30 protein-coding genes are annotated in these 26,809 nt (G+C 70.8%); 21 read left to right on the forward strand and 9 right to left on the reverse strand.

Annotation, left to right across the window (positions count from 1 at the left end):
- The first annotated feature begins 14 nt into the window (after positions 1-14).
- Together dnaJ and ACOFKS_RS15415 are read left to right on the forward strand one after the other, a co-directional pair.
- Entirely contained in the window at positions 15-1,136 is a 1,122-nt protein-coding gene (gene dnaJ / locus ACOFKS_RS15410; protein ID WP_419810138.1) for a molecular chaperone DnaJ, read from the forward strand.
- Positions 1,137-1,158: 22 nt separating this feature from the next.
- Entirely contained in the window at positions 1,159-2,217 is a 1,059-nt protein-coding gene (locus ACOFKS_RS15415) for a serine hydrolase domain-containing protein (protein WP_419810139.1), read from the forward strand.
- 48 nt (positions 2,218-2,265) lie between these two features.
- Here ACOFKS_RS15415 and ACOFKS_RS15420 read toward each other — a convergent pair whose 3' ends face one another.
- From ACOFKS_RS15420 to radC, 6 genes are all read right to left on the reverse strand, one after another.
- Complete coding sequence (locus ACOFKS_RS15420) at positions 2,266-2,415, reverse strand: hypothetical protein (RefSeq protein WP_419810140.1); 150 nt, start codon at positions 2,413-2,415, stop codon at positions 2,266-2,268.
- Between the two features lie 44 nt (positions 2,416-2,459).
- Positions 2,460-4,001: a methyl-accepting chemotaxis protein gene (locus ACOFKS_RS15425; protein WP_419810141.1), complete on the reverse strand. Its 1,542-nt coding sequence runs from the start codon at positions 3,999-4,001 to the stop codon at positions 2,460-2,462.
- Positions 3,998-4,300: a hypothetical protein gene (locus ACOFKS_RS15430; RefSeq protein ID WP_419810142.1), complete on the reverse strand. Its 303-nt coding sequence runs from the start codon at positions 4,298-4,300 to the stop codon at positions 3,998-4,000. Before ACOFKS_RS15430 ends, ACOFKS_RS15425 begins: the two co-directional genes overlap by 4 nt.
- Positions 4,301-4,356: 56 nt before the next feature.
- Positions 4,357-5,691, reverse strand: a complete 1,335-nt coding sequence (purB, locus tag ACOFKS_RS15435; protein ID WP_419810143.1) for an adenylosuccinate lyase — start codon at positions 5,689-5,691, stop codon at positions 4,357-4,359.
- Positions 5,692-5,749: 58 nt separating this feature from the next.
- Entirely contained in the window at positions 5,750-6,187 is a 438-nt protein-coding gene (locus ACOFKS_RS15440; protein WP_419810144.1) for a hypothetical protein, read from the reverse strand.
- 65 nt (positions 6,188-6,252) lie between these two features.
- Positions 6,253-6,939 (reverse strand): RadC family protein, encoded by a 687-nt coding sequence (gene radC / locus ACOFKS_RS15445; RefSeq protein ID WP_419810145.1) that lies wholly within the window; start codon positions 6,937-6,939, stop codon positions 6,253-6,255.
- A 78-nt stretch (positions 6,940-7,017) separates the two neighbouring features.
- Between radC and ACOFKS_RS15450 the strand changes: the two genes are divergently transcribed.
- The 9 genes from ACOFKS_RS15450 to ACOFKS_RS15490 all read left to right on the forward strand — a co-directional run bounded on the left by ACOFKS_RS15450 (position 7,018) and on the right by ACOFKS_RS15490 (position 13,913).
- Entirely contained in the window at positions 7,018-10,158 is a 3,141-nt protein-coding gene (locus ACOFKS_RS15450; protein ID WP_419810146.1) for an intermembrane phospholipid transport protein YdbH family protein, read from the forward strand.
- A 20-nt stretch (positions 10,159-10,178) separates the two neighbouring features.
- On the forward strand, positions 10,179-10,352 hold the full coding sequence (locus tag ACOFKS_RS15455; RefSeq protein ID WP_419810147.1) for a YnbE family lipoprotein: 174 nt from the start codon (positions 10,179-10,181) through the stop codon (positions 10,350-10,352).
- A complete protein-coding gene (locus ACOFKS_RS15460) occupies positions 10,352-10,720 on the forward strand; it encodes a YdbL family protein (RefSeq protein WP_419810148.1) in 369 nt (122 codons plus the stop codon). The genes ACOFKS_RS15455 and ACOFKS_RS15460 overlap by 1 nt, the downstream gene beginning before the upstream one ends.
- 286 nt (positions 10,721-11,006) lie before the next feature.
- Entirely contained in the window at positions 11,007-11,321 is a 315-nt protein-coding gene (locus tag ACOFKS_RS15465) for an AtpZ/AtpI family protein (protein ID WP_419810149.1), read from the forward strand.
- Positions 11,322-11,355: 34 nt separating this feature from the next.
- On the forward strand, positions 11,356-12,138 hold the full coding sequence (locus ACOFKS_RS15470) for a F0F1 ATP synthase subunit A (protein WP_419810177.1): 783 nt from the start codon (positions 11,356-11,358) through the stop codon (positions 12,136-12,138).
- Between the two features lie 54 nt (positions 12,139-12,192).
- Positions 12,193-12,420: a F0F1 ATP synthase subunit C gene (locus tag ACOFKS_RS15475; protein ID WP_419810150.1), complete on the forward strand. Its 228-nt coding sequence runs from the start codon at positions 12,193-12,195 to the stop codon at positions 12,418-12,420.
- Positions 12,421-12,462: 42 nt separating this feature from the next.
- The gene (locus ACOFKS_RS15480) at positions 12,463-12,954 is read left to right on the forward strand and encodes an ATPase (RefSeq protein WP_419810151.1); all 492 of its coding nucleotides are present in this window, start codon (positions 12,463-12,465) and stop codon (positions 12,952-12,954) included.
- Positions 12,947-13,585: a F0F1 ATP synthase subunit B gene (locus tag ACOFKS_RS15485; RefSeq protein WP_419810152.1), complete on the forward strand. Its 639-nt coding sequence runs from the start codon at positions 12,947-12,949 to the stop codon at positions 13,583-13,585. Before ACOFKS_RS15480 ends, ACOFKS_RS15485 begins: the two co-directional genes overlap by 8 nt.
- Before the next feature lie 22 nt (positions 13,586-13,607).
- Complete coding sequence (locus tag ACOFKS_RS15490) at positions 13,608-13,913, forward strand: hypothetical protein (RefSeq protein WP_419810153.1); 306 nt, start codon at positions 13,608-13,610, stop codon at positions 13,911-13,913.
- 254 nt (positions 13,914-14,167) lie between these two features.
- On the opposite strand, the gene ACOFKS_RS15495 is transcribed toward ACOFKS_RS15490, so the two are convergent.
- Positions 14,168-14,926, reverse strand: a complete 759-nt coding sequence (locus ACOFKS_RS15495; protein WP_419810154.1) for a class I SAM-dependent methyltransferase — start codon at positions 14,924-14,926, stop codon at positions 14,168-14,170.
- Positions 14,927-14,996: 70 nt separating this feature from the next.
- Between ACOFKS_RS15495 and uvrC the strand changes: the two genes are divergently transcribed.
- The 6 genes from uvrC to ACOFKS_RS15525 all read left to right on the forward strand — a co-directional run bounded on the left by uvrC (position 14,997) and on the right by ACOFKS_RS15525 (position 21,893).
- Positions 14,997-16,919 (forward strand): excinuclease ABC subunit UvrC, encoded by a 1,923-nt coding sequence (uvrC, locus tag ACOFKS_RS15500; RefSeq protein WP_419810155.1) that lies wholly within the window; start codon positions 14,997-14,999, stop codon positions 16,917-16,919.
- A gap of 250 nt (positions 16,920-17,169) precedes the next feature.
- Positions 17,170-18,120, forward strand: a complete 951-nt coding sequence (locus tag ACOFKS_RS15505; RefSeq protein ID WP_419810156.1) for a polysaccharide deacetylase — start codon at positions 17,170-17,172, stop codon at positions 18,118-18,120.
- Entirely contained in the window at positions 18,117-18,971 is an 855-nt protein-coding gene (locus tag ACOFKS_RS15510) for a GNAT family N-acetyltransferase (protein ID WP_419810157.1), read from the forward strand. The genes ACOFKS_RS15505 and ACOFKS_RS15510 overlap by 4 nt, the downstream gene beginning before the upstream one ends.
- A 17-nt stretch (positions 18,972-18,988) precedes the next feature.
- The gene (gene recO, locus ACOFKS_RS15515; protein ID WP_419810158.1) at positions 18,989-19,720 is read left to right on the forward strand and encodes a DNA repair protein RecO; all 732 of its coding nucleotides are present in this window, start codon (positions 18,989-18,991) and stop codon (positions 19,718-19,720) included.
- Between the two features lie 28 nt (positions 19,721-19,748).
- Entirely contained in the window at positions 19,749-20,792 is a 1,044-nt protein-coding gene (gene leuB / locus ACOFKS_RS15520; RefSeq protein WP_419810159.1) for a 3-isopropylmalate dehydrogenase, read from the forward strand.
- A complete protein-coding gene (locus tag ACOFKS_RS15525) occupies positions 20,793-21,893 on the forward strand; it encodes a glycosyltransferase family 2 protein (protein WP_419810160.1) in 1,101 nt (366 codons plus the stop codon). It abuts the gene before it with no gap.
- A 9-nt stretch (positions 21,894-21,902) separates the two neighbouring features.
- Here ACOFKS_RS15525 and ACOFKS_RS15530 read toward each other — a convergent pair whose 3' ends face one another.
- A complete protein-coding gene (locus ACOFKS_RS15530) occupies positions 21,903-23,252 on the reverse strand; it encodes a phospholipid carrier-dependent glycosyltransferase (RefSeq protein ID WP_419810161.1) in 1,350 nt (449 codons plus the stop codon).
- 123 nt (positions 23,253-23,375) lie between these two features.
- On the opposite strand from ACOFKS_RS15530, the gene ACOFKS_RS15535 reads away from it, so the two are divergent.
- The 4 genes from ACOFKS_RS15535 to ACOFKS_RS15550 all read left to right on the forward strand — a co-directional run bounded on the left by ACOFKS_RS15535 (position 23,376) and on the right by ACOFKS_RS15550 (position 26,483).
- A complete protein-coding gene (locus ACOFKS_RS15535; RefSeq protein WP_419810162.1) occupies positions 23,376-24,581 on the forward strand; it encodes a trans-sulfuration enzyme family protein in 1,206 nt (401 codons plus the stop codon).
- Positions 24,578-25,006, forward strand: a complete 429-nt coding sequence (apaG, locus tag ACOFKS_RS15540) for a Co2+/Mg2+ efflux protein ApaG (protein ID WP_419810163.1) — start codon at positions 24,578-24,580, stop codon at positions 25,004-25,006. The genes ACOFKS_RS15535 and apaG overlap by 4 nt, the downstream gene beginning before the upstream one ends.
- 140 nt (positions 25,007-25,146) lie before the next feature.
- Positions 25,147-25,932: a LysR family transcriptional regulator gene (locus tag ACOFKS_RS15545; RefSeq protein WP_419810164.1), complete on the forward strand. Its 786-nt coding sequence runs from the start codon at positions 25,147-25,149 to the stop codon at positions 25,930-25,932.
- An 11-nt stretch (positions 25,933-25,943) separates the two neighbouring features.
- Entirely contained in the window at positions 25,944-26,483 is a 540-nt protein-coding gene (locus tag ACOFKS_RS15550) for a GNAT family N-acetyltransferase (protein ID WP_419810165.1), read from the forward strand.
- Here ACOFKS_RS15550 and ACOFKS_RS15555 read toward each other — a convergent pair.
- The coding region (locus tag ACOFKS_RS15555; RefSeq protein WP_419810166.1) for an ABC transporter permease at positions 26,473-26,809 on the reverse strand (337 nt) is incomplete at its 5' end. The genes ACOFKS_RS15550 and ACOFKS_RS15555 overlap by 11 nt on opposite strands.

Raw genomic sequence — 26,809 nt, forward strand, 5'->3', positions numbered from 1 at the left:
GTTCGGGGCCGGCGATGACCACCACCATCGATTACTACGAGCTGCTGGAATGCGAGCGCACCGCCGACGCGGGGACGCTCAAGACCTCGTATCGCAAGCTCGCGATGAAATATCACCCCGACAAGAACGCCGGTTGCCGGGAATCGGAGGCCAAGTTCAAGGCCGTCTCCGAGGCGTATGACATCCTCAAGGACCCGCAGAAGCGCGCGGCCTATGACCGGTTCGGCCACGCCGCGTTCCAGAACGGCGCTGGCGGCGGCGGCGCGCAGGACTTCGGCGGCTTCTCCGACATCTTCGAATCCGTGTTCGGCGAGTTCATGGGCGGCGCCCAGCGGGGGGGTGGTCGCCAGGCGGCGCGGCGCGGCGCGGACCTGCGCTACGACATGGAGATCACGCTGGAAGAGGCGTTCCACGGCAAGGAGACGGAGATCACCGTCGACGTGTCGGCGCCGTGCGGCACCTGCCACGGCTCGGGCGCGCGACCCGGCACCAGCAGCACGACCTGCCGTCAGTGTGCCGGCCATGGCAAGGTCCGCGCGCAGCAGGGCTTCTTCGTCGTCGAGCGCGCCTGTCCGATCTGCCAGGGGTCGGGCGAGATGATCGCCGACCCGTGCCCCGACTGTCGCGGCGACGGCCGGGTCGAACAGACCAAGACGCTGGAGGTCAAGGTGCCGCCCGGCGTCGACGAGGGCACGCGCATCCGGTTGGGCAACGAGGGCGAGGCGGGTGCGCGCGGTGCACCGCCGGGCGACCTGTACATCTTCCTCCACGTCAAGCGGCACGCGCTGTTCGAGCGCGACGGCACGACGCTGTTCGCGCGCGCGCCGATCAGCTTCACCACCGCTGCGCTGGGCGGCACGCTCCACATTCCGGGGCTGGACGACCAGACCCACGAGATCCGCATCCCGGTGGGCATCCAGTCCGGCAAGCAGCTCCGCCATCGGGGCGCTGGGATGCCCGTGTTGCAGGGCAGGGGCGTGGGCGACCTGGTGGTGCAGATCGACGTCGAGACCCCGACCAAGCTGTCGACCCGCCAGCGCGAGCTGCTGGAGATGTTCCGCGAGACCGAGACGGGCGACGAATGCCCGGCGAGCCAGGGGTTCTTCGCGAAGTTGAAGAAGGCTGTGGCGGGCTGACCGACCACGGGGAGCGGGTGTAGTGACGATCGGGCGCAGGGCGGTCGTCGGCGGCATCGGCGCGCTGGCGATGCTGCCGGCACGCGCGACGCGGCCGACGTCAGCGACCGGATCGATCGTGAGCAGTTTCGCGCGCGAGCATCGCTTCAACGGGATCGTCGCCTGTGCGACGCGCGGGCGGCGCGACTTCGTTGAGGCGTTCGGCTGGGCGGATGTCGAGAGCCGCCGGCCCATCGGCCTCACGACCCGCTTCGCCTTCGGTTCGGCATCGAAGTGGCTGACGACGGTCGCGGTATTGCGGCTGGTCGAGCAGGGCCGGCTCGATCTCGCCCGGGCGATCGGCACCTGGCTGCCGGCGATGCGCGAGACACAGGGCGGGGCGGTTCCGCTTCGTCATCTCCTGTCCAACACCAGCGGCATCCCCGACCGCCTGGCCGCCGCGCTTCGCGCCGACCCGAGCCTGCGTGCGTCCACCGAGGGGTCGGCGCCGATCGTGGCGCGCCTTGGTCCCGGCGACGTGGCGTTCGCGCCGGGGACGGGCTGGGAATATTCGGCGCTGAACTGGGTCATCGTCCACGCGCTGCTGGAGCGGGTGACCGGCCTGCCGTTCGCCGGCATCCTCGACCGGCTGGTCTTCGCGCCGCTCGGCATGTGGCGCGCGGGACTGGTCGACACGCGCGGCGGGCGTGATGCGGCTACCGCATCAGCCTATGCCACGCTGGACCCGCTCAAACCGAAGATGGCGCCATTGCCGCCCTTCGTGGCGGCGAGCGGCGTCGTATTCGCCACCGTGGACGACGCCCTACGCGCCGCACACGGCATCTTTTCCGGCGCGCTGCTGAGCGCTCGATCGCGCGCGGCGCTGACGACGATCGCCTGGGCGCAAGAGGACTATGCGCTGGGCGGGCGCGTCCGGACGATCGGCGGCCGCCGCTGGGCGTGGGAGGCAGGGAAAGTCGAGGGCTATCGTGCGCTCATCGCCCACGATCTCATCGGCGATCGGACGATCGTGATCTTCAACAATACCGACGTGGCGCAGGCGACGATCTCGTCGCTGGCGGAGTCTCTGGCGACGGTCTGAACAGCGGCCCCGCACCGCCCTCTTCGCAGAGGGCGGGATTGGGCTGACTTAAAAGGCGAAAACCGCCCCGACCGCCAGCACGGTGGTCGCGATCGACAGCAAGCTGCCGGTCAGCGTTTCCATGACGCGCATTGTTGGTCTCCTTGCCGGCACGATGCCGACGCGGACCCATGTGGAGAAAGTTTCGACATCGCGCAATTTTGTTACGCGCGATCACGAATGCAGAATTTGCAACTCGCTTACTAGGCGGCTTGCAGCTGCTCTACGAAACGGGTGGTTGCCGCCTGCAACCCGCGCGAGACGCCCGTCAATGCCGAGGCGGACGCCGACACCTTGACGGACAGTCGTTCCGTGTCGCCCGCCATCCGCACGATACCACGGAAATCGTCGGCGACCATCTGGGCTCCGCCCGCTGCTTCCGCCGCGCTGTGTTCCAACGCGGCGGCGGTCGAGCGTTGCGAGGATACTTCCTCGCGGATCGCCTCGGCGGCGCGGGCGACGTCCTCGACCATCGCGGCGATCGCGTCGAGCGAGCCGCGCGCGATGTCCGCCCCGGCCCCCACCGAACCGGCCAAGGTGCGGATTTCGCCCGTCGCGGCGGTGGCCTGACCGGCGAGCTGTTTCACCTCGCCCGCGACGACCGCGAAGCCGCGGCCGACCTCGCCCGCGCGTGCCGCCTCGATCGTCGCATTGAGCGCGAGCAGGTTGGTCTGCCCGGCGATCTCCTGAATGGTGTCGGCGAACCCCTCGATCGCGGCGGTGCGGCTGGTCAGCGCCGATACCGCGTCGTGGACCGATGCGGACGCGCTGCGGGCGGCGCCGCTGAGCGTCGCCTGGCGATCGACCGACCCCGCGATCTGCCCGATCGAGTGGCTGAGATGACGGACCTGTCCCGCCAGCGCGCCGGCGTGAAGCGTCGAGGCCGACACCGACGTGGCGGTCTGCGCGGCCTCACGGTTGGCGCGCTGCGCCAGGTCGGCCAGCGAACGCGCGGAGTCGTCCAGCTCGCAGCAGGCGGCACCGACGCTGCCGACCATGTCGGCGATGGACGCTTCGAAGCGTTCGGCGAGCGCGACCATGTCGGCACGACGCCGGCGCTCTCCCTCGCGTTCGGCGTTCTCCCGCCGGTCGCGTTCCTGCGTCACACGCGCCTCCGCCGCCGTCGCCGTCGCCATCGCCGCCTCCAGCAGCCCCCGGCCCGCGATCGCGTCGCGCGCCATCGCCTCGGCCTCGGTGCGCGCGCGATCGCCGCGCAGGATCAGGTTGCGGAGTTTGACGGTGATGAAGCCGAGCAGCGCGCATTGCAGCACCACGGCGAGCGCGTGGAAGACGATGCGCCCGAAATTGCCGACGCCCGTGAACACCTGGGCCGGCGCGAACAGCTCCAGCAGCAGGTGGTGGGCGGCGATGAGGACGGATGCGAGCAGGATGGGCCGCCAGTCGCACAGCACCGTCAGCGCCGCGAGCGCGACGAAGAAGTACATATGCGCGTCCATCTGCCACGGATGTCCCGCGAGCAGCGAAACGCCGAGCGCCGGATAGATCGCCGCCAGCGTTCCCACCATCAGCCGCGTGACCGTGTCCTGCCGGCCGCGCCAGATCATGTAGCTGGGGCCGATATTGGCGATCAGGCCGATCATGATCACCAGCCGTGCGTCCCGGCCGGGCATGAGCATTCCGAACAGACCGAGCAGCGCGATCGTCACCCAGGCCATGCCGACCAGCAGGATCGTGCCCTGCCGGCGCAACAGCATCAGCTCGTCGGAGATCGGCGGCGCGGTCACTTGCCGCACATCCACGCAGACGCGGCGAGCAGGGCGACGCCGTGGGCGCGCATCGGTCCGAACAGGCGGCGGCGTTCGCCGCGCACCACGACCGAGCCGCTGATCGGTCCGGGTCCTTCGATCGTCGCGCCCGCCGCGAGGGCCAGGTTGATCGTCGTCGCCAGCGTTGTTCCGCTCAGCGGCACGGCCAGCATCGCGCCTGTCGTCGGCGGCGCGATCGCTGCCGTTACCAGCCCCGCCACCACCACCCCCACCTGTAGCACGGCCGCGGCCAGAGAGGATCGCGAGACAAGGTCCATGGCGGGGCCATATCCGACGCACCTTACTCGCGCGTTAGCCACGCCGGTAACCTGGATTATCCGGCGTGTATCTCCGCTCCGTCGCCGAACACCCGCGCGAACACCGTGTCGACGTGCTTGAAATGATAGCCCAGGTCGAACTCCGCCGCGATCCGCTCGGGCGACAGCGCGGCGTTTACCTCGGCGTCCGCCTTGAGCAGCTCCTCCAGCGACAGCGCGCCGTCGGACTCCCACACCTTCATCGCGTTGCGCTGCACCAGCCGGTACGCATCCTCGCGGCTCACCCCCGCCTGGGTCAGCGCCAGCAGCACGCGCTGCGAGTGGACCAGCCCACCCATCCGGTCGAGATTCGCCTGCATCCGCGCCGGATAGACCAGCAGCTTGTCGATCACGCCGGTCAGCCGCGCCAGCGCGAAGTCCAGCGTCACGGTCGCGTCCGGGCCAATATAGCGCTCGACCGACGAATGGCTGATGTCGCGCTCGTGCCACAGCGCGACGTTCTCCAGCGCCGGGGTGACATAGCCGCGCACCATCCGCGCCAGCCCGGTCAGGTTCTCGGTCAGCACCGGGTTGCGCTTGTGCGGCATCGCCGAGGAACCCTTCTGGCCGGGGCTGAAATACTCCTCCGCCTCCAGCACTTCCGTGCGCTGGAGGTGGCGGACCTCCGTCGCCAGCCGCTCGACCGAGCCGGCGACGACGCCGAGCGTCGCGAAGAACATCGCGTGGCGGTCGCGCGGGATGACCTGGGTCGAGACCGGCTCGATCGTCAGCCCCAGCTTCGCCGCGACGTGTGCCTCGACCCGCGGATCGATATTGGCGAAGGTGCCGACCGCCCCGGAGATCGCGCAGGTGGCGATGTCGGCGCGCGCGGCGAGCAGGCGGGTCCTCGCGCGGGCGAACTCGGCATGGGCATAGGCGAGCTTGAGCCCGAACGTCACGGGCTCGGCATGGATGCCGTGGCTGCGCCCGATCGTCGGCGTCAGCCTGTGCTCCTGCGCCCGGCGTTCGAGCACGCCGAGCAGCGCGTCGAGATCGGCGATCAGCAGGTCGCTCGCCTGCGCCAGCTGCACCGCCAGACAGGTGTCGAGCACGTCGGAACTGGTCATGCCCTGATGCATGAACCGCGCCTCGTCGCCCACCTGTTCGGCGACCCAGGTCAGGAACGCGATCACGTCGTGCTTGGTCACCGCCTCGATCGCGTCGATCGCGGCGACGTCGATCGCGGGCTGCGTGTCCCACCACCGCCACAGCGCCGCCGCCGCCTCGCGGGGAACGACGCCCAGCTCGGCCAGCGCATCAGTGGCGTGCGCTTCGATCTCGAACCAGATGCGGTAACGGTTCTCCGCCGACCAGATCGCGGTCATGGCGGGGCGGGAATAGCGCAGGATCATGCGCGCGCGCTTAGGCGGCACGCGCGCGCATGTCGATCCGAGCCGGAAGCGCCGGTCGTTATTGGCTGTTCCACGGATAGCTGGGCGCGTCGTCGCAATAGCCCTCCACGCCCCGGAACGACGTGCCGTCGGGCGCGAAGGTCAAGGTGACGCGTCCCCAGTTCCTGGTGCCGCCGCGCTCGGTGTCGCAGGGGTGGCCGCCCTCGACCTGATACCAGTAGCCGGTCACGGTATCGCCCCGCGCATCGGCTTCGATCCGGCCGGTATGATAAGGGTAGGTGCCGACGAAGTGGGTCTGGTCGAAGGTGCGGACGGTCAGCGGCCCGAAGCTGTGCGGATAGGTGTGGCCCGTCGCCGGATGGCTGCCGGGCGGGAGCGCGGGTCGGGTGGCGACGCGGCCGTGCCGTCTCGGCGCCGCGAGGCCGGAAGCGGGCAGCATCGCGCCGGCGGACATCATGAGCACGGTGAGGGCGAGACTGGTCGGGCGTACACGCATCGAGTCGGCTCCTTGGGTCATGGGACAACAGCATCGATTATGCGCGATGCGGCGCGGGCTGCAACTCAGATCAGTCCCATCGCCCGCAAGCTCGCATGTCCCTGCGTGCCGATGATCAGGTGGTCGTGGACCGCGATGTTGAGCGGCTTGCCGGCGGCGGCGATCGCCTTGGTGATGTCGATGTCGGCGCGGCTCGGCGCCGGGTCGCCCGAGGGATGGTTGTGGACCAGGATCACCGCCGCCGACCCCAGCTCCAGCGCGCGCTTGACGACCTCGCGAATATAGACCGCCGCCTGATCTATCGTGCCCTCGCTCGCCTCGTCGCGGATCAGGTGGTTGCGCGTGTCGAGATGGAGCACGCGGAACCGCTCCACCGCGTGATGCGCCATGTCGGCGCGCAGATAGTCGAGCAGCGCCTGCCAGTTCGCCAGCACCGGCCGGTCGGCGATCCGCGACTTGACCAGCCGCACCGCGATCGCCTGCACCGCGCGCAGCGACGCGATCGACAGCTCGCCCATGCCGGGGACGCGCGCCAGCGAGGCATGATCGGCCGCGAACACCCCGCCCAGCCCGCCGAACTCGCGCAGCAGCGCCTTCGCGGTCGGCTTGGTATCGACGCGCGGGCGGCCGAGCGCGAGCAGGAACTCGAGCAGCTCGTGATCGTGGAACGCCTCGCCCCCGCCCGCCGCCAGCCGCTCACGCAGCCGCGCGCGGTGGCCGAGCGCGTCGGCAGGGGGGTCGGCGTCCGCCATCGGCAGAACCTAACCGACGTCCGATTGGACGCAAGCGTCACGCCCGCATAAAGGCGGCGCGTGAGCGTGGGAGCAGGCGTGGAGGACGAGCAAGAAGCGCCGCGCCGCCCTCGTCGCGGGCGACGCCTGCTGCTGGCGTTGCTGGTCCTCGTCGTCGTCGCGCTGGTGGGCCTGTGGATCGAGCGCAAGCCGCTCGCGACGCGCTATGCCGACCGCTTCCTGGCGGCGAAGGGCGTGCCCGCGCGCTACGGCATCGCCGACCTGGGCTTCGGGCGGCAGCGGCTGGTGAACGTCGTGCTCGGCGATCCCGCGCACCCCGACCTGGTCGCCGACTGGCTGGAGGCGCGCACCGCGGTGGGCTTGCGCGGGCCGTATCTGACCGGCGTCCGCGCCGGGCATGTGCGGGTGCGGGCGCGGCTGGTCGACGGCAAGCTGTCGTTCGGCAGCATCGACCGCCTGATCCCCGCCGGCGAGGCGGGCAAGCCGTTCGCGCTGCCGGCGCTGGCGCTGGACGTCGAGGATGCGCGCGTGCGGCTGGAGACGCCGGTCGGGCTGATCGGCGCGAAGCTGAGCGGTAGCGGCCGGCTGGACGGCGGGTTCGCCGGGCGGCTGGCGGTGACGAGCGCACGGCTCGGCGGCGAATGCGCCGCGACGATGCCGCGCGCGGTGGTGCAGGTGACGACGCGACGCAACGCGGTGCGGGTCGAAGGGTCGGGCGAGACGGCCGGCGCGGCATGCGGCGGCGTCGCGGCGGGCTATGCCAATGTGAACGGCAGCGGCGAGATCGGGCTGGGTCGCGCGGTCACCTGGCGCGTCGATGCCGACCTCGCCGCGCAGGCGCTGCGCCACCCGGTCGCGCGCGCGACGCGGTTCGCCGGGCGGGTCGTTCTCGCCGGTGGCTTGTCGAACGCGCGCGGCACGGTGACCCTCACCGCGCATGGTGTCACCGGCGAGGGTGTGGCGGCGGAGACGGTGACGCTGGCCGGGGCGGTGCGCCGCGATCCTGCCGCGGCGACCACGCTCGGCTATGACGGCCGGCTGCGCTGGACCCGCGCGCGCTGGGACGCCGCCTTGCGCGGCTTCGGAGCGGCGGGAGAGGGGACGCCGGTCGGCCCGCTGGTCCGGCAGGTCGTGGCCGCCGTGACCGGCGCGGCGCGGGCGTTCGACGGCGACGTCGGGCTGGTCGCCGGCATCGGCGCGGCCGGCACCAGCGTCACCGTCGCCGACGCGGCGCTGACCGCTGCCAGCGGCGCTCGCGCCATGCTGGCGGCAGGCGAGGGGAGTGCCGCCTGGACGCCGGCGGCCGGACTGCGGCTGGCCGGGGTCGCTCGGCTTGGCGGCGGCGGGTTGCCGAATGCCACGATCCGGTTCGCGCCGGGGCCGGGCTATCGCGGCACCGCGACGGTTGCGCCCTATGTCGCCGGCGACGCGCGGCTGGCGCTGGCGCCGGTGCGCTTCGCGGTGGTCGGCGGCGACGTCCGTCTGGCCACGACGGCCACCGTGTCCGGCCCGCTCGGGGACGGCCGGGTGGAGGGGCTGACGACGCCGGTCGACCTGCGCTGGACCGGCGGCGCGCTGACGCTCGACCCCGCCTGCGCGCCGGTGACGTGGCAGCGTGTCGCCGCTTCGGGGCTCGTGCTCGATCCGGGTGGGGTCAAACTCTGCCCGACCGGGCCTGCGCTGGTGACGATGCGCGGCGGCACGCTGGGCGGCGGCGCCTCGCTCGGCGCGACGCGGCTGACCGGGCGGCTCGGGACCACGCCGCTGACGCTCGCCGCGACCGGCGCGCGGCTGCGGCTGAGCGATCGGGGTTTCGCGATCGACGGGGTCGCGGCGCGGCTCGGGTCGCCGGAGCGGCTGACGCGGCTCGACATCGCCACGCTGGAGGGTCGCGCGTGGCCGGCGGGCCTCGCCGGTCGCTTCGCCGGCGCGGGCGGCCAGATCGGTGCGGTGCCGCTGCTGCTGTACGACGCGGCGGGCGAATGGCGTCTCGCCGGCGGCGCGCTGACGCTCGGCGGTGCGCTCACCGTCAGTGACGCGCAGGTTAGCCAGCCGCGCTTCAAGTCGCTCCCCGTCCGCGACGTCGCGCTGACGCTCGCGAACGGACAGGTCGCCGCCACCGGCCAGGTCCGCGCACCCGGCGGCACCCGCTCCGTCGCCGACGTCCGCCTGACCCACGCGCTCGCCAGCGGCACCGGCAACGCCCGCTTCACCGTCCCCGGCCTCGTCTTCGACAAGGCGCTGCAACCCGATCAGCTCACGCCCGTCACCTTCGGCGTCATCGCCGATGTGCGCGGCACCGTCACCGGCGAGGGCGCGATCGACTGGACCGCGGCCGGGGTGACCAGCACCGGCAGCTTCACCACGCAGGCGACCGACCTCGCCGCCGCCTTCGGCCCGGTGCAGGGCATCGCCGGCACCATCCGCTTTACCGACCTGCTGGCGCTCGAGAGCGCGCCGGGCCAGACGTTCACCGTCGCGTCGGTCAACCCCGGCATCGCGGTGACCGACGGCGTCGTCCGCTTTCAGACGCTGGCGAGCGCGCGGGTCCGGGTGGAGGGCGCGCGCTGGCCGTTCGCGGGCGGCACGCTGACGCTGGAGCCGACGCTGCTCGACTTCGGCCAGGCCGTGCAGCGCCGCATGGTGTTCCGCGTCGACGCGATCGCGGCCGACCAGTTCCTCCAGCAATTCGACTTCAAGAACCTCGACGCGACCGGCGTCTTCGACGGCGTGCTGCCGATGGTGTTCGACGCCGACGGCGGCCGGATCGTCGACGGGCGGCTGCAGGTGCGGCCGGGCGGCGGCACGATCGCCTATGTCGGGCCGCTGGGGCAGAAGGACATCGGCTTCTGGCCCAACCTCGCGTTCCAGGCGCTGAAATCGCTGCGTTATCGTAACCTCGCCATCGTCATGAACGGGCCGCTCGCGGGCGAGATGGTGACCGAAGTGCGCTTCGCCGGCGTCAGCCAGGGCGAGGGCGCGGCGCGCGGCGGCATCACCGGGCTGCTGGTGCGCCGGTTGCAGCGCCTGCCCTTACTGTTCAACATCCGCATCAAGGCGCCGTTCCGGGGTCTGCTGGACGCGACCGCCAGCTTCTACGACCCCCGGCGGCTGATTCAGCGCAACCTGCCGCAGCTGCTCGACGAACAGAACAAGCGCGCCGGACCGCCGGGCGCACCCGCCCCCATTCAGCCCCCCGAAAGCGAGACCGTGCCATGACCGAAACGGAGTTGACGAGGATGACGAGAGTTCTGATTGTCGGGATGGCGGCGGTGACGGGTGGGTGCGTCAATGTCACCGCGCCGACCAAGCCGATCGAGATCAACCTCAACATCAGCGTCACACAGGAAGTCGTCTACCGCCTCGACAGCGAAGCCAAGGCGGTGATCCAGCAGAACCCAGGGATATTCTGATGCGTACGTCCATCGCCGTTCTCGCTTTCATCGCGACCCTCGCCACGCCGGCGCTGGCGCAGCGCGATCCCGCCTATGCCGCCGCGCGCTCGGCGGGGCAGGTGGGCGAGCAGCCCGACGGCTATCTCGGCGTCGTCGGCGCCGGCTCGGCCGACCTGCGCGCGCTGGTCAGCTCGATCAATATCCAGCGCAAGTCCGCCTACACGGCCAAAGCGCAGGCGTCGGGCGCGACTGTGGAGCAGCTGGCGTTCACCTCGGGCTGCAACCTGATCGCGAAGACCTCGGCGGGGGAGAAATACCGCACCCCCGGTGGTGCTTGGCAGACGCGCGGGGGCGGCGCACCGGAACGCGATTCGCGCTGTGTGTAGCGCCGGCGGCACGCGCGCAGCGCAGCAGCACGCGCGACCGCCAAGCTCGGCCGGCGAGCGGCGAGGCCGACCCGTCCGACGCGGCTTTGCCGCGGCGGGGCCGTCACGGCAATAAAATCCCGTGACGTCGAAGCGCGGCTCCGCCCGTCTCGCATGTTGCTTTGCAACATGCATGGGGGTCGCGGCGGTTGACACCCCCGCACCCCCCGGCTAACCGGCCCATGCCTTGGCGGGCACGCCTTTCGGCTCTCATGCGCCTGCCCGTCTTTCGTGACGGGACATGTACATGGCCGAAAACGAGTCCGGACCAGACCCCCTCGGCGACGACCCCCGCCTGACCTCGCTCGATGCGCGGCTCAAGCAGGCGCAAGCTGCCGAGGCGCACCGGACGGGTGCGGGCAAGACGGATGCGACCGAGAGTTACAACCTCGGCAACCGTGTGCTCGCCGAGCTTCTGGGGGGAATGATCGGTGGTGCCTTGATCGGTTGGGTCCTCGACCGGCTGTTCGGCACCTCCCCAGCGCTCCTGTTGCTGCTGCTGTTCCTCGGGATCGGCGTGGCGTTCAGGAACATTATTCGGCTTTCCAAACGCTCGAAGTGAAGCTTCGGGCGTTTTCGTTAGGGACTTGAACCAAGTGGCGGCAGGCGGCGGCAAGATCGACCCGATGCACCAGTTCGAGGTGCAGACGATCTGGGATGGCTTCAGCATCGGCGGGCATCAGATCGCCTTCACCAACTCCGCGCTGTGGATGTGCGTGACGGTGGTGGCGCTGGTCGTGTTCATGCTCGGCGGGCTGAAGCGCGACCTCGTGCCCGGCCGCTGGCAGATGGCGGTCGAGGGATCGGCGAAGTTCATCGACAACATGCTCGCCGCGAACGTCGGTCCGGAGGGGAAGCGCTACGTCCCCTATGTCTTCTCGCTTTTCATGTTCATCCTCTTCGCCAACATCCTGGGCCTGCTGCCGCTAGGTGTCGTCGGCGTCCATCCCTTTACCTTCACCAGCCATTTCACGATCACCGGCGTGCTCGCGATCATGAGCTTTTCGATCGTGCTGATCGTCGGCTTCTGGCGGCACGGCCTCCATTTCTTTAGCCTGTTCGTGCCGCACGGCACCCCGGTCTGGCTGCTGCCGCTGATCCCGCTGATCGAGCTGGTCTCGTTCATGGTCCGCCCGTTCAGCCTCGCGCTGCGGTTGTTCGTCGCGATGACCGCCGGGCACGTCCTGCTCGAAGTGCTGTCGGGCTTCGTCATCAACAGCAACAACGCCGGCATCGGCCTCGGCATCGGCGTCGGTATCCCGTCGTTCCTGCTGATGATCGGCATCGCCGCGCTGGAAGTGCTGGTCGCCGCCATCCAGGCCTATGTCTTCGCGCTGTTGACGTCGCTCTACATCAACGACGCGGTCAATCTTCACTAGGGGCGATCACGCCCTCCACCTCTTCCACTTCGACATACGTAAAGGACTGAAATCATGGACGCAGAAGCAGCGAAGCTCATCGGTGCCGGTATCGCCGCGATCGGCGCGGGCATGGCCGCGATCGGCGTGGGCAACGTGTTCGGCTCGTTCCTGGAGGGCGCGCTGCGCAATCCCGGCGCGGCCGACGGTCAGCAGGGCCGCCTGTTCATCGGTTTCGCCGCGGCGGAGCTGTTGGGCCTGCTCGCCTTCGTCGTCGCGATGATCCTGATCTTCGTCGCGTAACCCCCTGGGGGCCGGTCGCTACCGGTCCCTGCAGGAACCCCGATGCCCCAGATTTCGCAGCTCGCCGCGACCTACATGTCGCAGATATTTTGGTTGGTGGTGACCTTCGGCCTGGTCTTCATGGTCGTCGGCCGCGGCATGCTGCCCAAGGTGCAGGCGACGATCGCGGGACGTGACGGGCAGATCACCGGCGATCTCGCCGCGGCCGCCGCCGCGCGCGATGCCGCCGACCAGGCCGAAACCGAGTGGCAGGCGCGCGACGCCGCCAACCGCGAGCGCGCGCAGGCGTTGCTGGCGGAGGCGCGGTCCACCGCCGCCAAGGCGAGCGAAGCGACGCTCGCCGCCGCCAACCGCCAGCAGGCGGACAAGCTCGCGGCCGGCGAGGCGTCGATCCGCGCCGCCGCCGATCGCGCGATCGCGGAGATCGAGGGCGTTGCCGCAGAGGCCGCGCAGGCGATCGTCGCGCGCGTCTCGGGGGCGCAGGTCTCCGCCGACGAGGCTCGCGCCGCCGTGCAGAAGGTGCTTCATGCCTGATCGAACCTCCAGCGATCCGCAGACGGCGGCCGTGATCCACAATCTGACCGAGGCGGACAAGTTGCAGGGCATGCCGCACACCGGTGGCCACGCCACCACCGAGGCCAATGGCGGCGCCGATCATCACGAGGAGGCGTCGCTGCTCGGCGGCTACGTCACCGGCGGGGTGGTGGTGTCGCTGGCGATGATCGTGTTCATCGCTATTCTGTTGTGGAAGAAGGTGCCGGGCGTCATCGCGGGCTCGCTCGACAAGCAGATCGCCGACATCCGCCGCCAGCTCGACGAGGCCAAGGCGCTGCGCGCCGAGGCGGAGGCGCTGCGTGACGGCTACGCCGCCAAGATCGCCGCCGCCGAGGGCACGGCGGGCGAGATGCTGACCCACGCGCAGACGGAGGCCGACGCGCTGATCGCCAAGGCGAACGTCGACGCGGCCGAGCTGGTCGAGCGTCGCGGTCGCATGGCGGAGGACAAGATCGCCGCCGCCGAGCGCGCCGCGCTGGCCGAGGTCCGCGCCCACGCCGCCGATGCCGCGTCGCGCGCCGCCGCCTCGCTCATCGCCAGCAAGCATGGCGTCGATGCCGACCGCACGCTGGTCGATCGCACCATCGCGGGGCTAGGTCGCCCGAACTGATTTCGTCGGAAGGGAATACCAGATGATCGTCGCGCTGCTGCTCGCCACCGCCCAGACCGCCACCGCCGCACCGGCCCCGGCCCCGGCCGCTGCGCCCGCCGCCACCGCCCCGGCGGCGCGGCTCAACCTCGACACGCCGATCGAGACGATCGTCGCCGATACCAAGGGCAAGGCGGTGATCGACGCCGACCTGCCCGAGCTTACCGCGCATCCGTCCTACGAGATGTTCAAGACGATGAGCCTCACCCAGCTCCAGGGCTATGCGCCCGACAAGCTGACCGCCGCGGTGATGACCAAGGTCGCAACGGACCTCGCCGCGATCAGGTAGATGGGGTTCGGCGGGACACAGCCGAAACCAACTTTACTCCCGCCGACACGGTTAATCGCGGCCCTCGCGCGCGCGACGATCGATACCCGGTCCTCGCCGCGGCGATGCTCGACGCATCGGCAGTCGAACGGGACGGGGCCTTGGTCTGAACGGTCACCGCGATCGTGCGGGGTTCCACGCCTCAGGTCGAGATCGACGATGTGGCGGGCGCGGTGCACGCGGTCCGCCGGTTGGGTCCGCGCTGAGCCGCCGATCTATCGCGGCTTGCGGAAGCGGTAGACGAACTGGTCGGTCTTGCCCCGGATCGCCGGATCGAACACCAGCGCGGTGTGCGGATCGGTGCCGTTGTGGAGCACCGGCAGCTCGCCGTCGAAGCGGAAACCCGCCGCCTCGATCTCCCTGCGCGTCGCCGCCGCATCGCCCCGGTGCAGCGTGTCGGCGACCGCGAAGGGCGTCGCGCCGGGGTTGCCGACGTGGTCGACCACCACCAGCACGCCACCCGGCTTGAGCATCCCGAACAGCCGCCGCGCGATCTGGCCGCCCGCCTCGGGCGGCGCCATCTTGAGGTGGAGGTCGTGCCAGTTCTGCACCGTGACGATCGCGTCGAGCGGCTCGCCGAACCCGAAGTCCGCCAGCGACTGGCGATTGGCGGTCACGTTCGCGCGGCCTGCGACGGCCGCCTCCTGCTCGGTGCCGTAGGCGGCGCGAAACCGGATGAACTCGGCCGGCTGATAGGCGTAGACGTGGCCCTTCGGCCCGACCAGCGGCGCCATCGCCCGCGTCCAATAGCCACCGCCCATGATGAAGTCGGCGACCTTCGCGCCCGGCTTCACCTCGGCAAAGGCGAGGATGTCGGCGGCGTGCCGATTGGCGTCGCGCTCACGGTCGGCGGCGGGGCGACCGGGATCGGCGAGCGCGGCGGTGATCGCCGACGGCGCGCGGTGGGCGGCATGCTGCGCCATCGCGGCGGTGGTCAGGACGGCGGCTGCGGCGAAGGACGTGACGAGTCGCATGGCATCTCTCCTGGGTCTGTCGCACCCTAACACGTTGCCCGCCCCCGCGCCGACTCCTACATCGCTCGTCATGTCCGGCTATGGCCCCCCGACCCGCTTCAACGAGGAGCAGGCGACCTTTACCGTGCGCGGCTCGGATACGCCCGATCTGGACGCGGGCGTGGCGGCGATCCGCAACGTGCTGAAGACGCTGCCGCCCGCGCCCGGCGTCTACCGGATGCTCGATGCCAAGGGCGACGTGCTCTATGTCGGGAAGGCGCGTGCATTGAAGAGCCGCGTCGCCAACTACGTCCAGGTCAAGAACCTGCCCAAACGCCTCCAGCGGATGGTCTCGCAATGCCGGGCGATGACGGTGGTGACGACCAACAACGAGGCGGAAGCGCTGCTGCTCGAAGCGCAGCTCATCAAGCGCTATCGCCCCGCCTACAACGTGCTGCTCCGCGACGACAAATCGTTTCCGTTCATCCTGTTGCGCGGCGATCAGGACTTCCCGCGCATCCAGAAGCATCGCGGCGCGCGCAAGTGGAAGGGCGAATATTATGGCCCCTTCGCCAGCGCCGGGTCGGTCAACAACACGTTGAATGCTCTGCAGAAGCTGTTCCTGCTCCGCTCCTGCACCGACGGCTTCTTCAAGACCCGCGACCGACCGTGCCTGCTCTACCAGATAAAGCGCTGTTCGGCCCCGTGCGTCGGCCGCATCGACACGGACGGCTATGCCGAGCTGGTCGGCGAGGCGAAGCAGTTCCTCGCCGGCAAGGCGACGCAGGTCCAGGCCAAGCTGGGCGCGGAGATGCAGGGCGCGGCCGAGGCGATGGATTTCGAGCGCGCGGTGATCCTGCGCGATCGGCTGAAAGCCCTGACCTTCATCCAGGGCACGCAGTTCATCAACGCCGACGGGGTCGGCGACGCCGATATCTTCGCGCTCGCGGCGAAGGACGGCGTCGTCGGGATCGAGGCGTTCTTCATCCGTGGCGGACAGAACTGGGGCCACCGCTCGTTCTTCCCCGGCCATGTCGCCGACGTGCCGGAGGAGGAGGTGCTCGCGAAGTTCCTGATGCAATTCTACGAGGAGGTGCCGCCCGCGCGCACCGTCTTCGTCGATCGCGACCTGCCCGATCAGGCGGTGCTGGCGCAGGCGCTGGCGCAGCAGGCCGGGCGCAAGGTCGCGTTGGGGACGCCACAGCGGGGCACGCGGCGCCGCCTGCTCGATCAGGCGAAGCGCAATGCGGTCGAGGCGCTCGACCGGCGGCTGGCCGAATCGACCACGCAGGCGAAGCTGCTGCGCGAGGTCGCCGAGCTGTTCGATCTGCCCGAGCCGCCCGACCGCATCGAGGTCTATGACAATAGTCATATCCAGGGCACCGCCGCGGTCGGCGCGATGGTGGTCGCGGGGCCGGAGGGCTTCCGCAAGGGGCAGTATCGCAAGTTCAACATCCGCAACAAGGCGACCGTACCGGGCGACGATTTCGGCATGATGCGCGAGGTGTTCCAGCGGCGGTTCGCGCGCGCGCTGGACGAGGACCCCGACCGCGACGGCGGCACCTGGCCCGACCTGGTGCTGATCGACGGCGGCCGCGGCCAGCTGAACGCCGCCAAGGCGGTGCTGGAGGATCTGGGGATCGAGGATGTGTGCATGATCGGCGTCGCGAAGGGGCCGGATCATGGCCGCGAGGGGCGCGAGGTGTTCCACCTGATGGACGGCCGCGACTTCCAGCTGCCGGTCAACGCGCCCGTGCTGTTCTACCTCCAGCGCCTGCGCGACGAGGTCCACCGCTTCGCGATCGGCGCGCATCGGGAAAAGCGCGCGCGCGCGATCGGCGCATCGCCGCTGGACGAGGTGCCGGGCATCGGTCCGGCGCGCAAGAAGGCGCTGCTGATGCATTTCGGCACCGGCCGCGCGGTCCGCAACGCCAGCCTGGAGGACCTGCAGAGAGCGCCGGGCGTAAGCGGCAGCGTCGCGCAGCAGGTGTATGACTTCTATCACGCGAAGTGAGGGAACGACGATGCGGCTGGGCTGAAAACGAGATCAAGCGCCATGCCCGCGTGACGTGCTGACCTGCGATGTCCAGATTTGGCGGTTGCTTGATCTCGACGATAGAGCGGAGATCCGTTTCGTCTCGACGTGAAGGCAAACAAGCGTTTGGCCCGCAAACGACCGACCGTCCCGCCGTGGATCGACAGGGACGATCGATGCCTCGGCCGCGCCAACCATTCCTTCACCCCGCCCGGCTACCCAGCCGACGATGCCGCAGGTCTTCCTCACGATCGACACGGAGGTCGCGTGGCGGCACCATGCCGCGGGGCTGGCGTCAACGGAGGTGTGGCGGCGGTCGATCGAACCCGGCGGCGTCGGGCTGTCGTATCAGCTCGACCTGCTCGCGCGACACGACCTGAAGGCGTGCTTCTTCGTCGATCCGCTGCCGGCGCTGGTTTATGGCCTCGCGCCGATCCGGGCCGTCGTCGACACGATCCTGGCGGCGGGTCAGGAGGTGCAGCTGCATCTGCATCCGCACTGGGCCGGTGCCCGCGCCGGCGACGCGGACGCGCATGGCCGGTTCGAGTTGTGGGCATATGACGGCCGCGAGCAGGAGCAGCTGATCGCCGCCGCCGCCGAGCTGCTGATCGCGGCGGGCGCGTCCGACCCGATCGCGTTCCGGGCGGGCAGCTATACCGCCGACGACGCGACGCTGGCGGCGCTGGCGCGGCTCGGCTTCGCCTATGACAGCAGCCACAACGGCGCGGAGGCGCCCGCGTCGAGCCGTATCGGCCTGCCCGCCGCGCAGATCGCGCCCGTCGCGCGACACGGCGTCGTCGAGGTGCCGGTCTCGCTCATCGAGGAACACCCCGGCCGGTTGCGGCCGTTCCAGCCCTGCGCGCTGTCTGGCGCCGAGGCGACCGCCGCGCTGGACCACGCGATCGCGCAGGGTCATGCGGCGGTGACGATCGTCAGCCACAGCTTCGAGCTGTCGAACCGCGCGGGCATTCGTCCCAACGCCGTCCATGTCCGCCGCTTCGACCAGCTTTGCGCGACGCTCGACCGGTCTCGCGCGACGCTGCCGACGCGATGGTTCGGCGATCGCCCCGACCTCCCGCTCGACCGCGCCGACCGGCCGCTCGGCCCCGCCCGGCTTCGCACCGCGCGGCGGCAGGCGGAACAGCTCTGGTCCAACTGGGTCGAGGAACGCGCGGCGTGACCGCCGCCGCGGTGCGTTTCGGGATCGGCGCGCGGACGCTGTTGAGCGTGTCCCGCCGGCTCCGACGCATCGCCCTGTCGCTGGACGATGTCCGCGCCGGCGTGGTGCCACCGCGCGGCGCGCTCGCGGCCGAGGAAGACGGGTTTCTGCTGACCTCGTTGCCCGTCGCCGCGTTACCCGCAATCAAGACGGACGGCCTCATCGCCTTCGTCCGCCAGCGCTACGACCGTTCCTGGATCGACCTGACGGCCGGCGAAGCGGCATGGCGCGCGGGTCTTTCCGCCAACGCCCGCGCACAGCTGCGGCGCAAGGCGCGGCGGCTCGGGGTCCACGAGGTCCGCCGCTACCGCACGCCCGACGAGATCGCCGCCTTTCACGCCGCCGCCCGCGCGCTGTCGGTCAGTACCTATCAGGAGCGACTGCTCGACGAGGGTCTGCCCGCCGACGCCGCGCCGTTGCTCCGCCTCGCGGCTGCCGATGGCGCGCGGGCATGGCTGTTGCGGGTCGACGACACGCCCGTCGCCTATCTCTGCTGCACCGCCGATCGCGACACCCTCCGCTACGAGCATGTCGGTTACGATCCGGCCTGGTCGCAGCTGTCGCCGGGTGCAGTGTTGCAGGGCGAGGCGCTGGGGGATCTGTTCGCGGACCGCTTCGCCCGGTTCGATTTCACCGAGGGTGACGGCCAGCACAAGCGACGGTTCGCCACGAACAGCGTGCCCTGCGTCGACCTGCTGCTGTTGCGCGCGACGGCCGCGAACCGGGCGTTGGTCGCGGCGCTGCGGGCGTGGGATGCGCTGGTCGCGATGGCCAAGCGCCGGACACCGGGGCTGAAGCGCTTTCGCCGCTGAACTGCTAGACGGCCGCGATGCACCTGCGCGCCGAAGCCATCGTCCTCGCGGTCCGCAGCCATGGCGAGCATGGCGCGGTGGTGCGGTGCTTCACCCGCGACGACGGGGTGCAGCCGGGCTATGTCCGTGGCGGTCATTCGCGGCGGCTGCGGCCGGTGCTGCAACCGGCGAACACCGTGCTCGGCGAGTGGCGCGCGCGTACCGGCGAGCAGCTGGCGGCGCTGACGGTCGAGCCGATCCATTCGCGCGCGGTGCTCCATGCCGAGCCGCTGGCGGCGGCGGCGCTCGACTGGACCTGCGCGCTGACGGCGGCGGCGCTGCCCGAGGCGCAGCCCTATCCGCACCTCCACGACGGGCTCGACGGCGTGCTCGGCGCGATCGAGGCGGCGCCGGCGGCGCGCGACTGGGCGGCGGCGCTGGTCCGGTACGAATTGCTGCTGCTCGCCGAGCTGGGCTTCGGGCTCGACCTCGACCGCTGCGTCGACAGCGGCGCGGCCGACGACCTCGGCTATGTCAGCCCGCGCAGCGGCGGCGCCGTCAGCCGGTCGAGCGCGCTGGGCTACGAGGCCAAGCTGTTGCCGTTGCCCGCTTTCCTGCGCGACGGCGGCGCGGCGGGGTGGCCCGAGATCTTCGACGGGCTGCGGCTGACCGGCCACTTCCTCGCCCGCGACATCCTGATCGACCGCCGCGCGCCGGCGCTGGCCGCACGCGAGCGGCTGGTCGAACGGTTGCAGCGCGCGGTTGCGTGAGGCGGCTTCGACCGGCAAGGGCAGGGGCATGGCTCTGATCGCAGTTCTGCCGGGTGACGGCATCGGCCCCGAAGTCACCGCGCAGGCGCGGCGCGTGCTCGACGCGCTCGACCTCGGCCTGACGTTCGAGGAGGCACCGGTCGGCGGCGCGGCGTACCTCGCCGCCGCGCATCCGCTGCCGCCAGAAAGCCTGGAGCTGGCGCAGCGCGCCGACGCGGTGCTGTTCGGTGCGGTCGGCGATCCGCAGTTCGACGGGCTGGAACGCGAGCTGCGCCCCGAACAGGCGATCCTGGGGCTGCGGAAGAAGCTGGGGTTGTTCGCCAACCTGCGCCCGGTCCGCCTGTTCCCCGGACTGGAGGACGCCAGCGCGCTGAAGCCCGAGATCGCGCGCGCGATCGACCTGCTGATCGTGCGCGAGCTGACCGGCGACATCTATTTCGGCGAGCATGTCCGCGGGCGCACGCAGACCGGGCTGCGCTATGGCCAGGACACCATGCGCTACGACGAGGCGGAGATCGCGCGGATCGCGCGGATCGGCTTCGCGGCGGCGGCGGGGCGCAGGGGCCTGCTGCTGTCGGTCGACAAGGCGAACGTGCTGGAGACCTCCGCCGTCTGGCGCGAGGTGGTGAACGAGGTGCGCCGCGACTTCCCCGAGGTCAGGCTGACGCACATGTATGTCGACAATGCCGCGATGCAGCTGGTGCGCGATCCCGGCCAGTTCGACGTCATCCTGACCGGCAATTTGTTCGGCGATATCCTGTCCGATCAGGCGTCGATGTGCGTCGGCTCGATCGGCATGCTGCCGTCCGCCGCCCTCGATGAGGACGGCAAGGGATTGTACGAGCCGATCCACGGCTCCGCCCCCGACATCGCCGGGCAGGGCAAGGCCAACCCGTGTGCGGCGATCCTGTCCGCCGCGATGCTGCTCCGCCATTCGCTGCGGCAGGGGGATGCCGCCGACCGGATCGAGGCGGCGGTGGCGACGGCGATCGCGGGTGGTGCGCGGACGCCCGACCTGGGTGGGTCGCTCTCCACCGGCGCGATGGGCGACGCGGTGCTGGCGGCGCTCTGAATGGCGCGACCGCTCGACCTGGCGGTCGTCGTCCCGACCTTCAACGAGCGCGGCAACGTCGCCGAGCTGGTGAGCCGGCTGGACCGCGCGCTGGCGGGGCGCGGCTGGGAAGTGATCCTGGTCGACGACGACAGCCCGGACGGCACGGCGGAAGCCGCACGCGAGCTGGCGCGCGCGGACCCGCGGGTGCGGGTGATCCAGCGCATCGGCCGGCGCGGGCTGTCGTCCGCGTGCGTCGAAGGGATGTGCGCGACCGCGGCCCCCGTGGTGGCGGTGATCGACGGCGATCTGCAGCATGACGAGACGCTGCTGCCCGCGATGCTCGACCGGCTGACGGCGGACCCGGACCTCGACTTGATCGTCGGCTCGCGCTTCGTCGAGGGCGGCGGGACGGGCGAGTGGGACAAGGACCGCGTCGCGAAGTCCGCGCTCGCGACGCGGCTGGCGCGCCGCGTGCTGAAGGCGGACCTGTCCGATCCGATGAGCGGCTTCTTCGCGATCCGCACCGCGATCGTGCGCGGTCTGGTGCCCGACCTGTCGGCGATCGGGTTCAAGATCCTGCTCGACCTGATGACGACCAGCCCCCGCCCGCTGCGCTTCGCCGAGCTGCCCTATACCTTTCGCGTGCGGACGGAGGGCGAGTCGAAGCTCGACCATGTCGTGGCGCTGGAATATCTCATCGCGCTCTACGACCGGATGTTCGGGCGCGTGGTGCCGGTCCGGTTCGCGATGTTCTCGGTCATCGGGCTGCTCGGCACGGCGGTGCACATGGGGGTGCTGTCGCTGCTCTACCTCGGGCTCGGCGCGACCTTCCTGGCGGGGCAGATCGCCGCGACGCTGGTGGCGCTGACGGGCAATTTCTTCCTCAACAATGCGCTGACCTATCGCGACCGGCGGCTGAAGGGCTGGCGGCAGCTGGTCGACGGCTGGGTCTCGTTCGCGGCGGTCTGCGCGGTCGGGGCGGTGGCGAACGTCGGCATCGCCGGGTTCCTCCACGACGTGCGAAGCGGCGCCTGGGCGGTGTCGGCGCTGGTCGGGGTACTGGTCGGCGCGGTGTGGAACTACGCGCTATCGTCGCGCTTCACCTGGGGTCGATACTAGGGGCCGCGATCAGAGCCACGATCCGAACCACATCCAGTGCTGGAACGCCTGCGGGCCATAAAGCGGCGCGGCGGAGATGATCGGCCAGAAATAGAGGAACAACCCCGCGCTCAGCACGACGAAGGACTCATCCCAATGCCGGGCGCGGCCCTGGCCGAAGCGGTGGAACGCGGCGGCGATCGCGAGCGGCAGCCAGAGGCTGGGCAGGTAGTAGTAGTAATAGAAGCCAAGGCTTTTGGGGATCAGCGCCCACATCCCCCAGCCGCCGAGCCACAGCGCCGCGACGCCGCCCAGCGCCACCGATCGCTCGCGCAGCCACCCCCATAGGCACGCGGCGACCGCGATCAGCCCGCCCCACATGATCGCCGGATTGCCGAGCAACAGGATGCCACGCTGCGCGCCGTCGACCGGCTCGTAGAGATACCAGATCGGGCGGATCAGCAGCGGCCAGCTCCACCACGCGGACTGATAGGTGTGGTGCGGCAAGACCTGCGTCTGCTGCGTGAACATGGTGAGCTGGAACGGCAGCAGCGTCGCGAGCGTCAGCGGCTCCGACGCGTAGAAGAAGGCGGGAAGGAAGGTCGCGAAATAGGCGATGCCACTGCCCAGCGCGAGCCGCCACGCCGCGTCCCAAATGGTAAGGCCGGGCCACCGCGTCGGACCGCGCGCCAGCAGGTAGGCGACGGCGGCGAGCACGCCATAGGGCACCGCCACCCACTTCACCCCCGCCGCCAGACCCAGCAGGACGCTGCCGAGCAACCACCGCCGCCCGACCGCCGCGCCTTCGCTCCGCATCGACCACAGCATCGCCGCCGCGCCGACGACCACCAGCGCGGCCATGAACCCGTCGAGCATCGCGATCCGCGCCTGGACGTAGAGCGTGAAGTTCAGGATCGCGAGCAACCCGGTGACGACCGCCGTGCGGACGTCGCGGAACGTCAGCCAGGCGATCGCGTACAGTCCGACCATCGTCGCGGTGCCCGCCAGCGTCGCCATGATCCGCCACCCGAAGCTGTCGTCGCCGAACAGCGCGATACCGATCCCGATCAGCGCCTTGCCGAGCAGCGGATGCTCGATATTGGCGGGGCCGGTCAGCGCCCACAGCCGACGTGCGGCGGGGACGTAATGGATCTCGTCGAACACCAGCGTGTGCGGGGTCGCCAGATGCCAGGTGAAAAGCAGCTGCGCGACGACCGCGAGCAGGATCGCGGCCCCGACCGGATGCGTCGCTCGCGCCCGCCAGACGGCGACGGTATCGCGCGGAACTTCACGATCCTCACGGTACGTCGGCGCGGAAGACGGGGCGCGGGCGGGGTCGGCGAGACCGGGGGCGGGGGTGGAGCGGGTCGGGTCGGCCATCGTGCCCGCGGTGTGGCACAGGCGGGGGCGTGTAGGACAGCCCACCCTCTCGTCGGTCCACTCGACACCCGCCGCCCAACCACTCCCTTGCGGCACCGGGACGCAACGGGCAAAGCGCGCGGCATGAAGCGCCATACCGGGCAGGACCGCTCGATCACCGACCGCTGGCGTCCCGCCACCCGCGCCGTCCGCGGCGGCACCGCGCGTTCCGAATGGGGCGAGACGTCGGAGGCGTTGTTCCTGACGTCGGGCTATTGCTACGACAAGGCGGGCGACGCCGCCGCGCGGTTCGCGGGCGAGCAGGCGGGGATGACCTATTCGCGCCTCCAGAACCCGACGGTGGAGATGCTGGAGGGCCGCATCGCCCTGATGGAGGGTGCGGAGGCGTGCCGCACCACCGCGACGGGGATGGCGGCGATGACCGCGGCGCTGTTGTGCCAGCTACAGGCCGGCGACCATCTGGTCGGCGGGCGCGCGGCGTTCGGGTCGTGCCGCTGGCTGACCGATACGCTGCTGCCCAAATTCGGCATCGCCACGACGGTGGTCGACGCGCGCGATCCGCAGGCGTTCGTCGACGCCTGCCGGCCCGAGACCAAGGTGTTCTTCTTCGAGACGCCCGCCAACCCGACGATGGACATTGTCGACCTGAAGGCGGTGTGCGGGATCGCGCGCGATCGCGGCATCGTGACGGTCGTCGACAACGCCTTTGCCACCCCCGCGCTGCAACGGCCGATGGAGTGGGGCGCGGACGTCGTCGCCTATTCCGCGACCAAGATGATGGACGGGCAGGGCCGCGTGCTCGCCGGCGCGGTGTGCGGGACGAGCGCGTTCATCGACAACACGCTGCTGCCCTTCACGCGCAACACCGGGCCGACGCTGTCGCCGTTCAACGCCTGGGTGGTGCTGAAGGGGCTGGAGACGCTGGACCTTCGGATCAAGCGCCAGTCGGAGCAGGCGGTGACGGTCGGCCGGTTTCTGGAGGGTCGCGTCCCGCGCGTGCTGCATCCGGGGCTGGCGAGCCACCCGCAACACAACCTCGCGATGAGCCAGATGGACGCCGCCGGCGCGATCTTCGCGTTCGAGGTGGAGGGGCGGACGCAGGCGCACGGGCTGCTCGACGCGCTGGAGCTGATCGACATCTCCAACAACATCGGTGATTCGCGGTCGCTGATGACGCACCCGGCGTCGACCACCCATGCCAGCGTCGCGGAGGACAAGCGGCTGGAGATGGGCGTGACGGAGGGGCTGCTGCGCCTCAACGTCGGGCTGGAGGACCCCGCCGACCTGATCGACGACCTCGACCGCGCGCTGACGGCGGTGGGGTTGTGACGCCTGAGGGGGCGGGAGAGGGCGCGCTCACCTTCCTGTTTCCCCACGCCGCGACCACCGGCGAGGTCGTCGTGCGGGTTTCGGTCAGCTATCTGCCCGAACAGTCCGAGCCGCGACGCGGGCGCTGGTTCTGGGCCTATCACGTTCGCATCGAGAACAAGGGCCCGGCGTCGGTGCAGCTGCTGACGCGGCACTGGGTCATTACCGACGGGCGCGGTGCGCGGCATTCGGTGGAGGGCGAGGGTGTGGTCGGCGAGCAGCCGCTGATCGAGCCGGGCGGCAGCTTCGACTATGTCTCGGGCTGTCCGCTGGCGACGCCCGCAGGGGCGATGCAGGGGACCTATCGGATGATCGGCGAGGACGGCCGGACGTTCGAGGTCGAGATACCGAAGTTCGCGCTGGTGGCCCCGACGGTGGCTTCTTGAAATCCTCCCCGGCACGGGGAGGTGGCGCGCGCGGAGCGCGTGACGGAGGGGGTGGGCCATTAGCGAGTCGCTCGCGGTTGGCCCCCTCCACCACCCGGCTGCGCCGGGCGGTCCCCCTCCCCGTGCCGGGGAGGATTTAGGTGAAACGCACCCACCTCCCCCTCAACGGCCTGCGCGTGCTCGACGCCGCCGCGCGGCACCTGTCGTTCACCCGCGCCGCCGACGAGCTCGCGGTGACCCCGGCCGCGGTCGGGCAACAGATCCGGGCGCTGGAGGATACGCTCGGCACCGTGCTGTTCCGCCGCACCACGCGCGGGCTGGAGCTGACGCCGGAGGCCGAGGCCGGGCTGGCGCCGCTGCGCGACGGATTCCTCCAATTCGAGGAAGCGGTGCGCGCGATGCAGGCGGGCCAGTCGTCCAAGTCGCTGACCATCGCAGCACCACGCGACGTGACGGAGAAGTGGCTGATGCCGCGCCTCGCCGCGATCGCCGCCGCCGACGCCGACCTGCGGTTGATCCTGCTCGCCGCCGATGACAGCTTGGACTTCGCGCAGGCCAACCTGGACCTCGCGATCCGCTGGGGCGCGGGGCCGGGGGCGGAGGAGGGCGAGGCGATCGAGGCGGACGGGCTGGTCACCGTCGCCGCGCCCGGCGACACGACGAGCGCCACGATCGGCTGGCCCGGCGCGCCCGACCCGGCGGCGACGATCGGGGTCGCGGACGCGGGGCTGGCGGTCGACGCGGCGGCGGCCGGGCTGGGGCGCGCGACGGTGCCGGAGCTGATCGCGCGCGCCGACCTCGCCTCGGGCCGGGTCGTCGCGGTGGGCGCGCCCGCACCGTCGCCCAGCGGCTATTGGCTGGTCGCGCCGCTGCCGCAATGGCGCCAGAAGAAGGTGCAGGCGCTGGTCGCGGCGCTGGGCGTTTGAACGGGGGGCGTTTGAACGACCGGATCGCGGACCGCTTCGCCAGCGCGCGGCTCACCATGCGACCGGCGCTCGTCGCCGACGCGGAGGCGCTGCATGAAGCCTATCGCGACCCGCTGCTGATGCGCTGGTGGTCGAGCGCGCCGCAGGCCGACCTCCAGACCACCCGCGACTATCTGGCGCCGCGAGAAGGGCGCGACTGGCAGAACTGGGCGATCACGCTGGGCGATGACGATACCGCGATCGGCACGCTTGCCGCGCATCCGCACCGGCCCCGCGTGTGGGAGATCGGCTATCTGCTCGTCCGCGACCATTGGGGCCACGGCTATGCGGGCGAGGCGGTGACCGCGCTCATCGACCTGCTGTTCGGCACGGCGGCGGCGCGGCGCGTCTACGCCGATGTCGACCCGGACAATGCGCGTTCGCTCCAGCTGCTGGAACGGCTCGGCTTCCGGCGCGAGGGATTGTTGCGCGCGGAGTGGGAAACGCACATCGGCGTGCGCGACAGCGTCATCCTGGGCCTGCTCGCCGACGAATGGCGGGTCAGTTCTTGAGCTTCCACCCGCGCCGCAGCAACACATAGCACAGCGCCGCCAGCGCCGCGTCGATCACCAGGATGGCGATGCCGCCGATCGCCACCGGCGAGTCGCTGGTGCCGAGGAAGCCGTATCGGAACCCGGAGATTATGTAGAAGAACGGGTTGGCGTGGCTGAACGCGCGGAACGCCGGGGCGAGGCGGTCGACGGAGTAGAAGGTGCCCGACAGCAGCGCCATCGGCGTGATGACGAAGTTGGTGACGGCGGCGGCGTGGTCGAACTTCTCCGCCCAGATCGAGGTCAGCACGCCCAGCAGTGACAGGAACATCGCGCCCAGAAAGCCG

The organism is Sphingomonas sp., assembly GCF_965200135.1.
In the GTDB taxonomy this organism is placed as follows: Bacteria; Pseudomonadota; Alphaproteobacteria; order Sphingomonadales; family Sphingomonadaceae; genus Sphingomonas.

Bases quoted from the DNA above. Each gene is read 5' to 3' on its own strand.
- dnaJ (WP_419810138.1), top strand. From the start codon at position 15: ATGACCACCACCATCGATTACTACGAGCTGCTGGAATGCGAGCGCACC.
- ACOFKS_RS15430 (WP_419810142.1), bottom strand. From the start codon at position 4,300: ATGGACCTTGTCTCGCGATCCTCTCTGGCCGCGGCCGTGCTACAGGTG.
- purB (WP_419810143.1), bottom strand. From the start codon at position 5,691: ATGATCCTGCGCTATTCCCGCCCCGCCATGACCGCGATCTGGTCGGCG.
- ACOFKS_RS15440 (WP_419810144.1), bottom strand. From the start codon at position 6,187: ATGCGTGTACGCCCGACCAGTCTCGCCCTCACCGTGCTCATGATGTCC.
- radC (WP_419810145.1), bottom strand. From the start codon at position 6,939: ATGGCGGACGCCGACCCCCCTGCCGACGCGCTCGGCCACCGCGCGCGG.
- ACOFKS_RS15455 (WP_419810147.1), top strand. From the start codon at position 10,179: ATGACGAGAGTTCTGATTGTCGGGATGGCGGCGGTGACGGGTGGGTGC.
- ACOFKS_RS15460 (WP_419810148.1), top strand. From the start codon at position 10,352: ATGCGTACGTCCATCGCCGTTCTCGCTTTCATCGCGACCCTCGCCACG.
- ACOFKS_RS15465 (WP_419810149.1), top strand. From the start codon at position 11,007: ATGGCCGAAAACGAGTCCGGACCAGACCCCCTCGGCGACGACCCCCGC.
- ACOFKS_RS15475 (WP_419810150.1), top strand. From the start codon at position 12,193: ATGGACGCAGAAGCAGCGAAGCTCATCGGTGCCGGTATCGCCGCGATC.
- ACOFKS_RS15480 (WP_419810151.1), top strand. From the start codon at position 12,463: ATGCCCCAGATTTCGCAGCTCGCCGCGACCTACATGTCGCAGATATTT.
- ACOFKS_RS15485 (WP_419810152.1), top strand. From the start codon at position 12,947: ATGCCTGATCGAACCTCCAGCGATCCGCAGACGGCGGCCGTGATCCAC.
- ACOFKS_RS15490 (WP_419810153.1), top strand. From the start codon at position 13,608: ATGATCGTCGCGCTGCTGCTCGCCACCGCCCAGACCGCCACCGCCGCA.
- ACOFKS_RS15495 (WP_419810154.1), bottom strand. From the start codon at position 14,926: ATGCGACTCGTCACGTCCTTCGCCGCAGCCGCCGTCCTGACCACCGCC.
- uvrC (WP_419810155.1), top strand. From the start codon at position 14,997: ATGTCCGGCTATGGCCCCCCGACCCGCTTCAACGAGGAGCAGGCGACC.
- ACOFKS_RS15505 (WP_419810156.1), top strand. From the start codon at position 17,170: ATGCCGCAGGTCTTCCTCACGATCGACACGGAGGTCGCGTGGCGGCAC.
- recO (WP_419810158.1), top strand. From the start codon at position 18,989: ATGCACCTGCGCGCCGAAGCCATCGTCCTCGCGGTCCGCAGCCATGGC.
- leuB (WP_419810159.1), top strand. From the start codon at position 19,749: ATGGCTCTGATCGCAGTTCTGCCGGGTGACGGCATCGGCCCCGAAGTC.
- ACOFKS_RS15525 (WP_419810160.1), top strand. From the start codon at position 20,793: ATGGCGCGACCGCTCGACCTGGCGGTCGTCGTCCCGACCTTCAACGAG.
- ACOFKS_RS15530 (WP_419810161.1), bottom strand. From the start codon at position 23,252: ATGGCCGACCCGACCCGCTCCACCCCCGCCCCCGGTCTCGCCGACCCC.
- ACOFKS_RS15535 (WP_419810162.1), top strand. From the start codon at position 23,376: ATGAAGCGCCATACCGGGCAGGACCGCTCGATCACCGACCGCTGGCGT.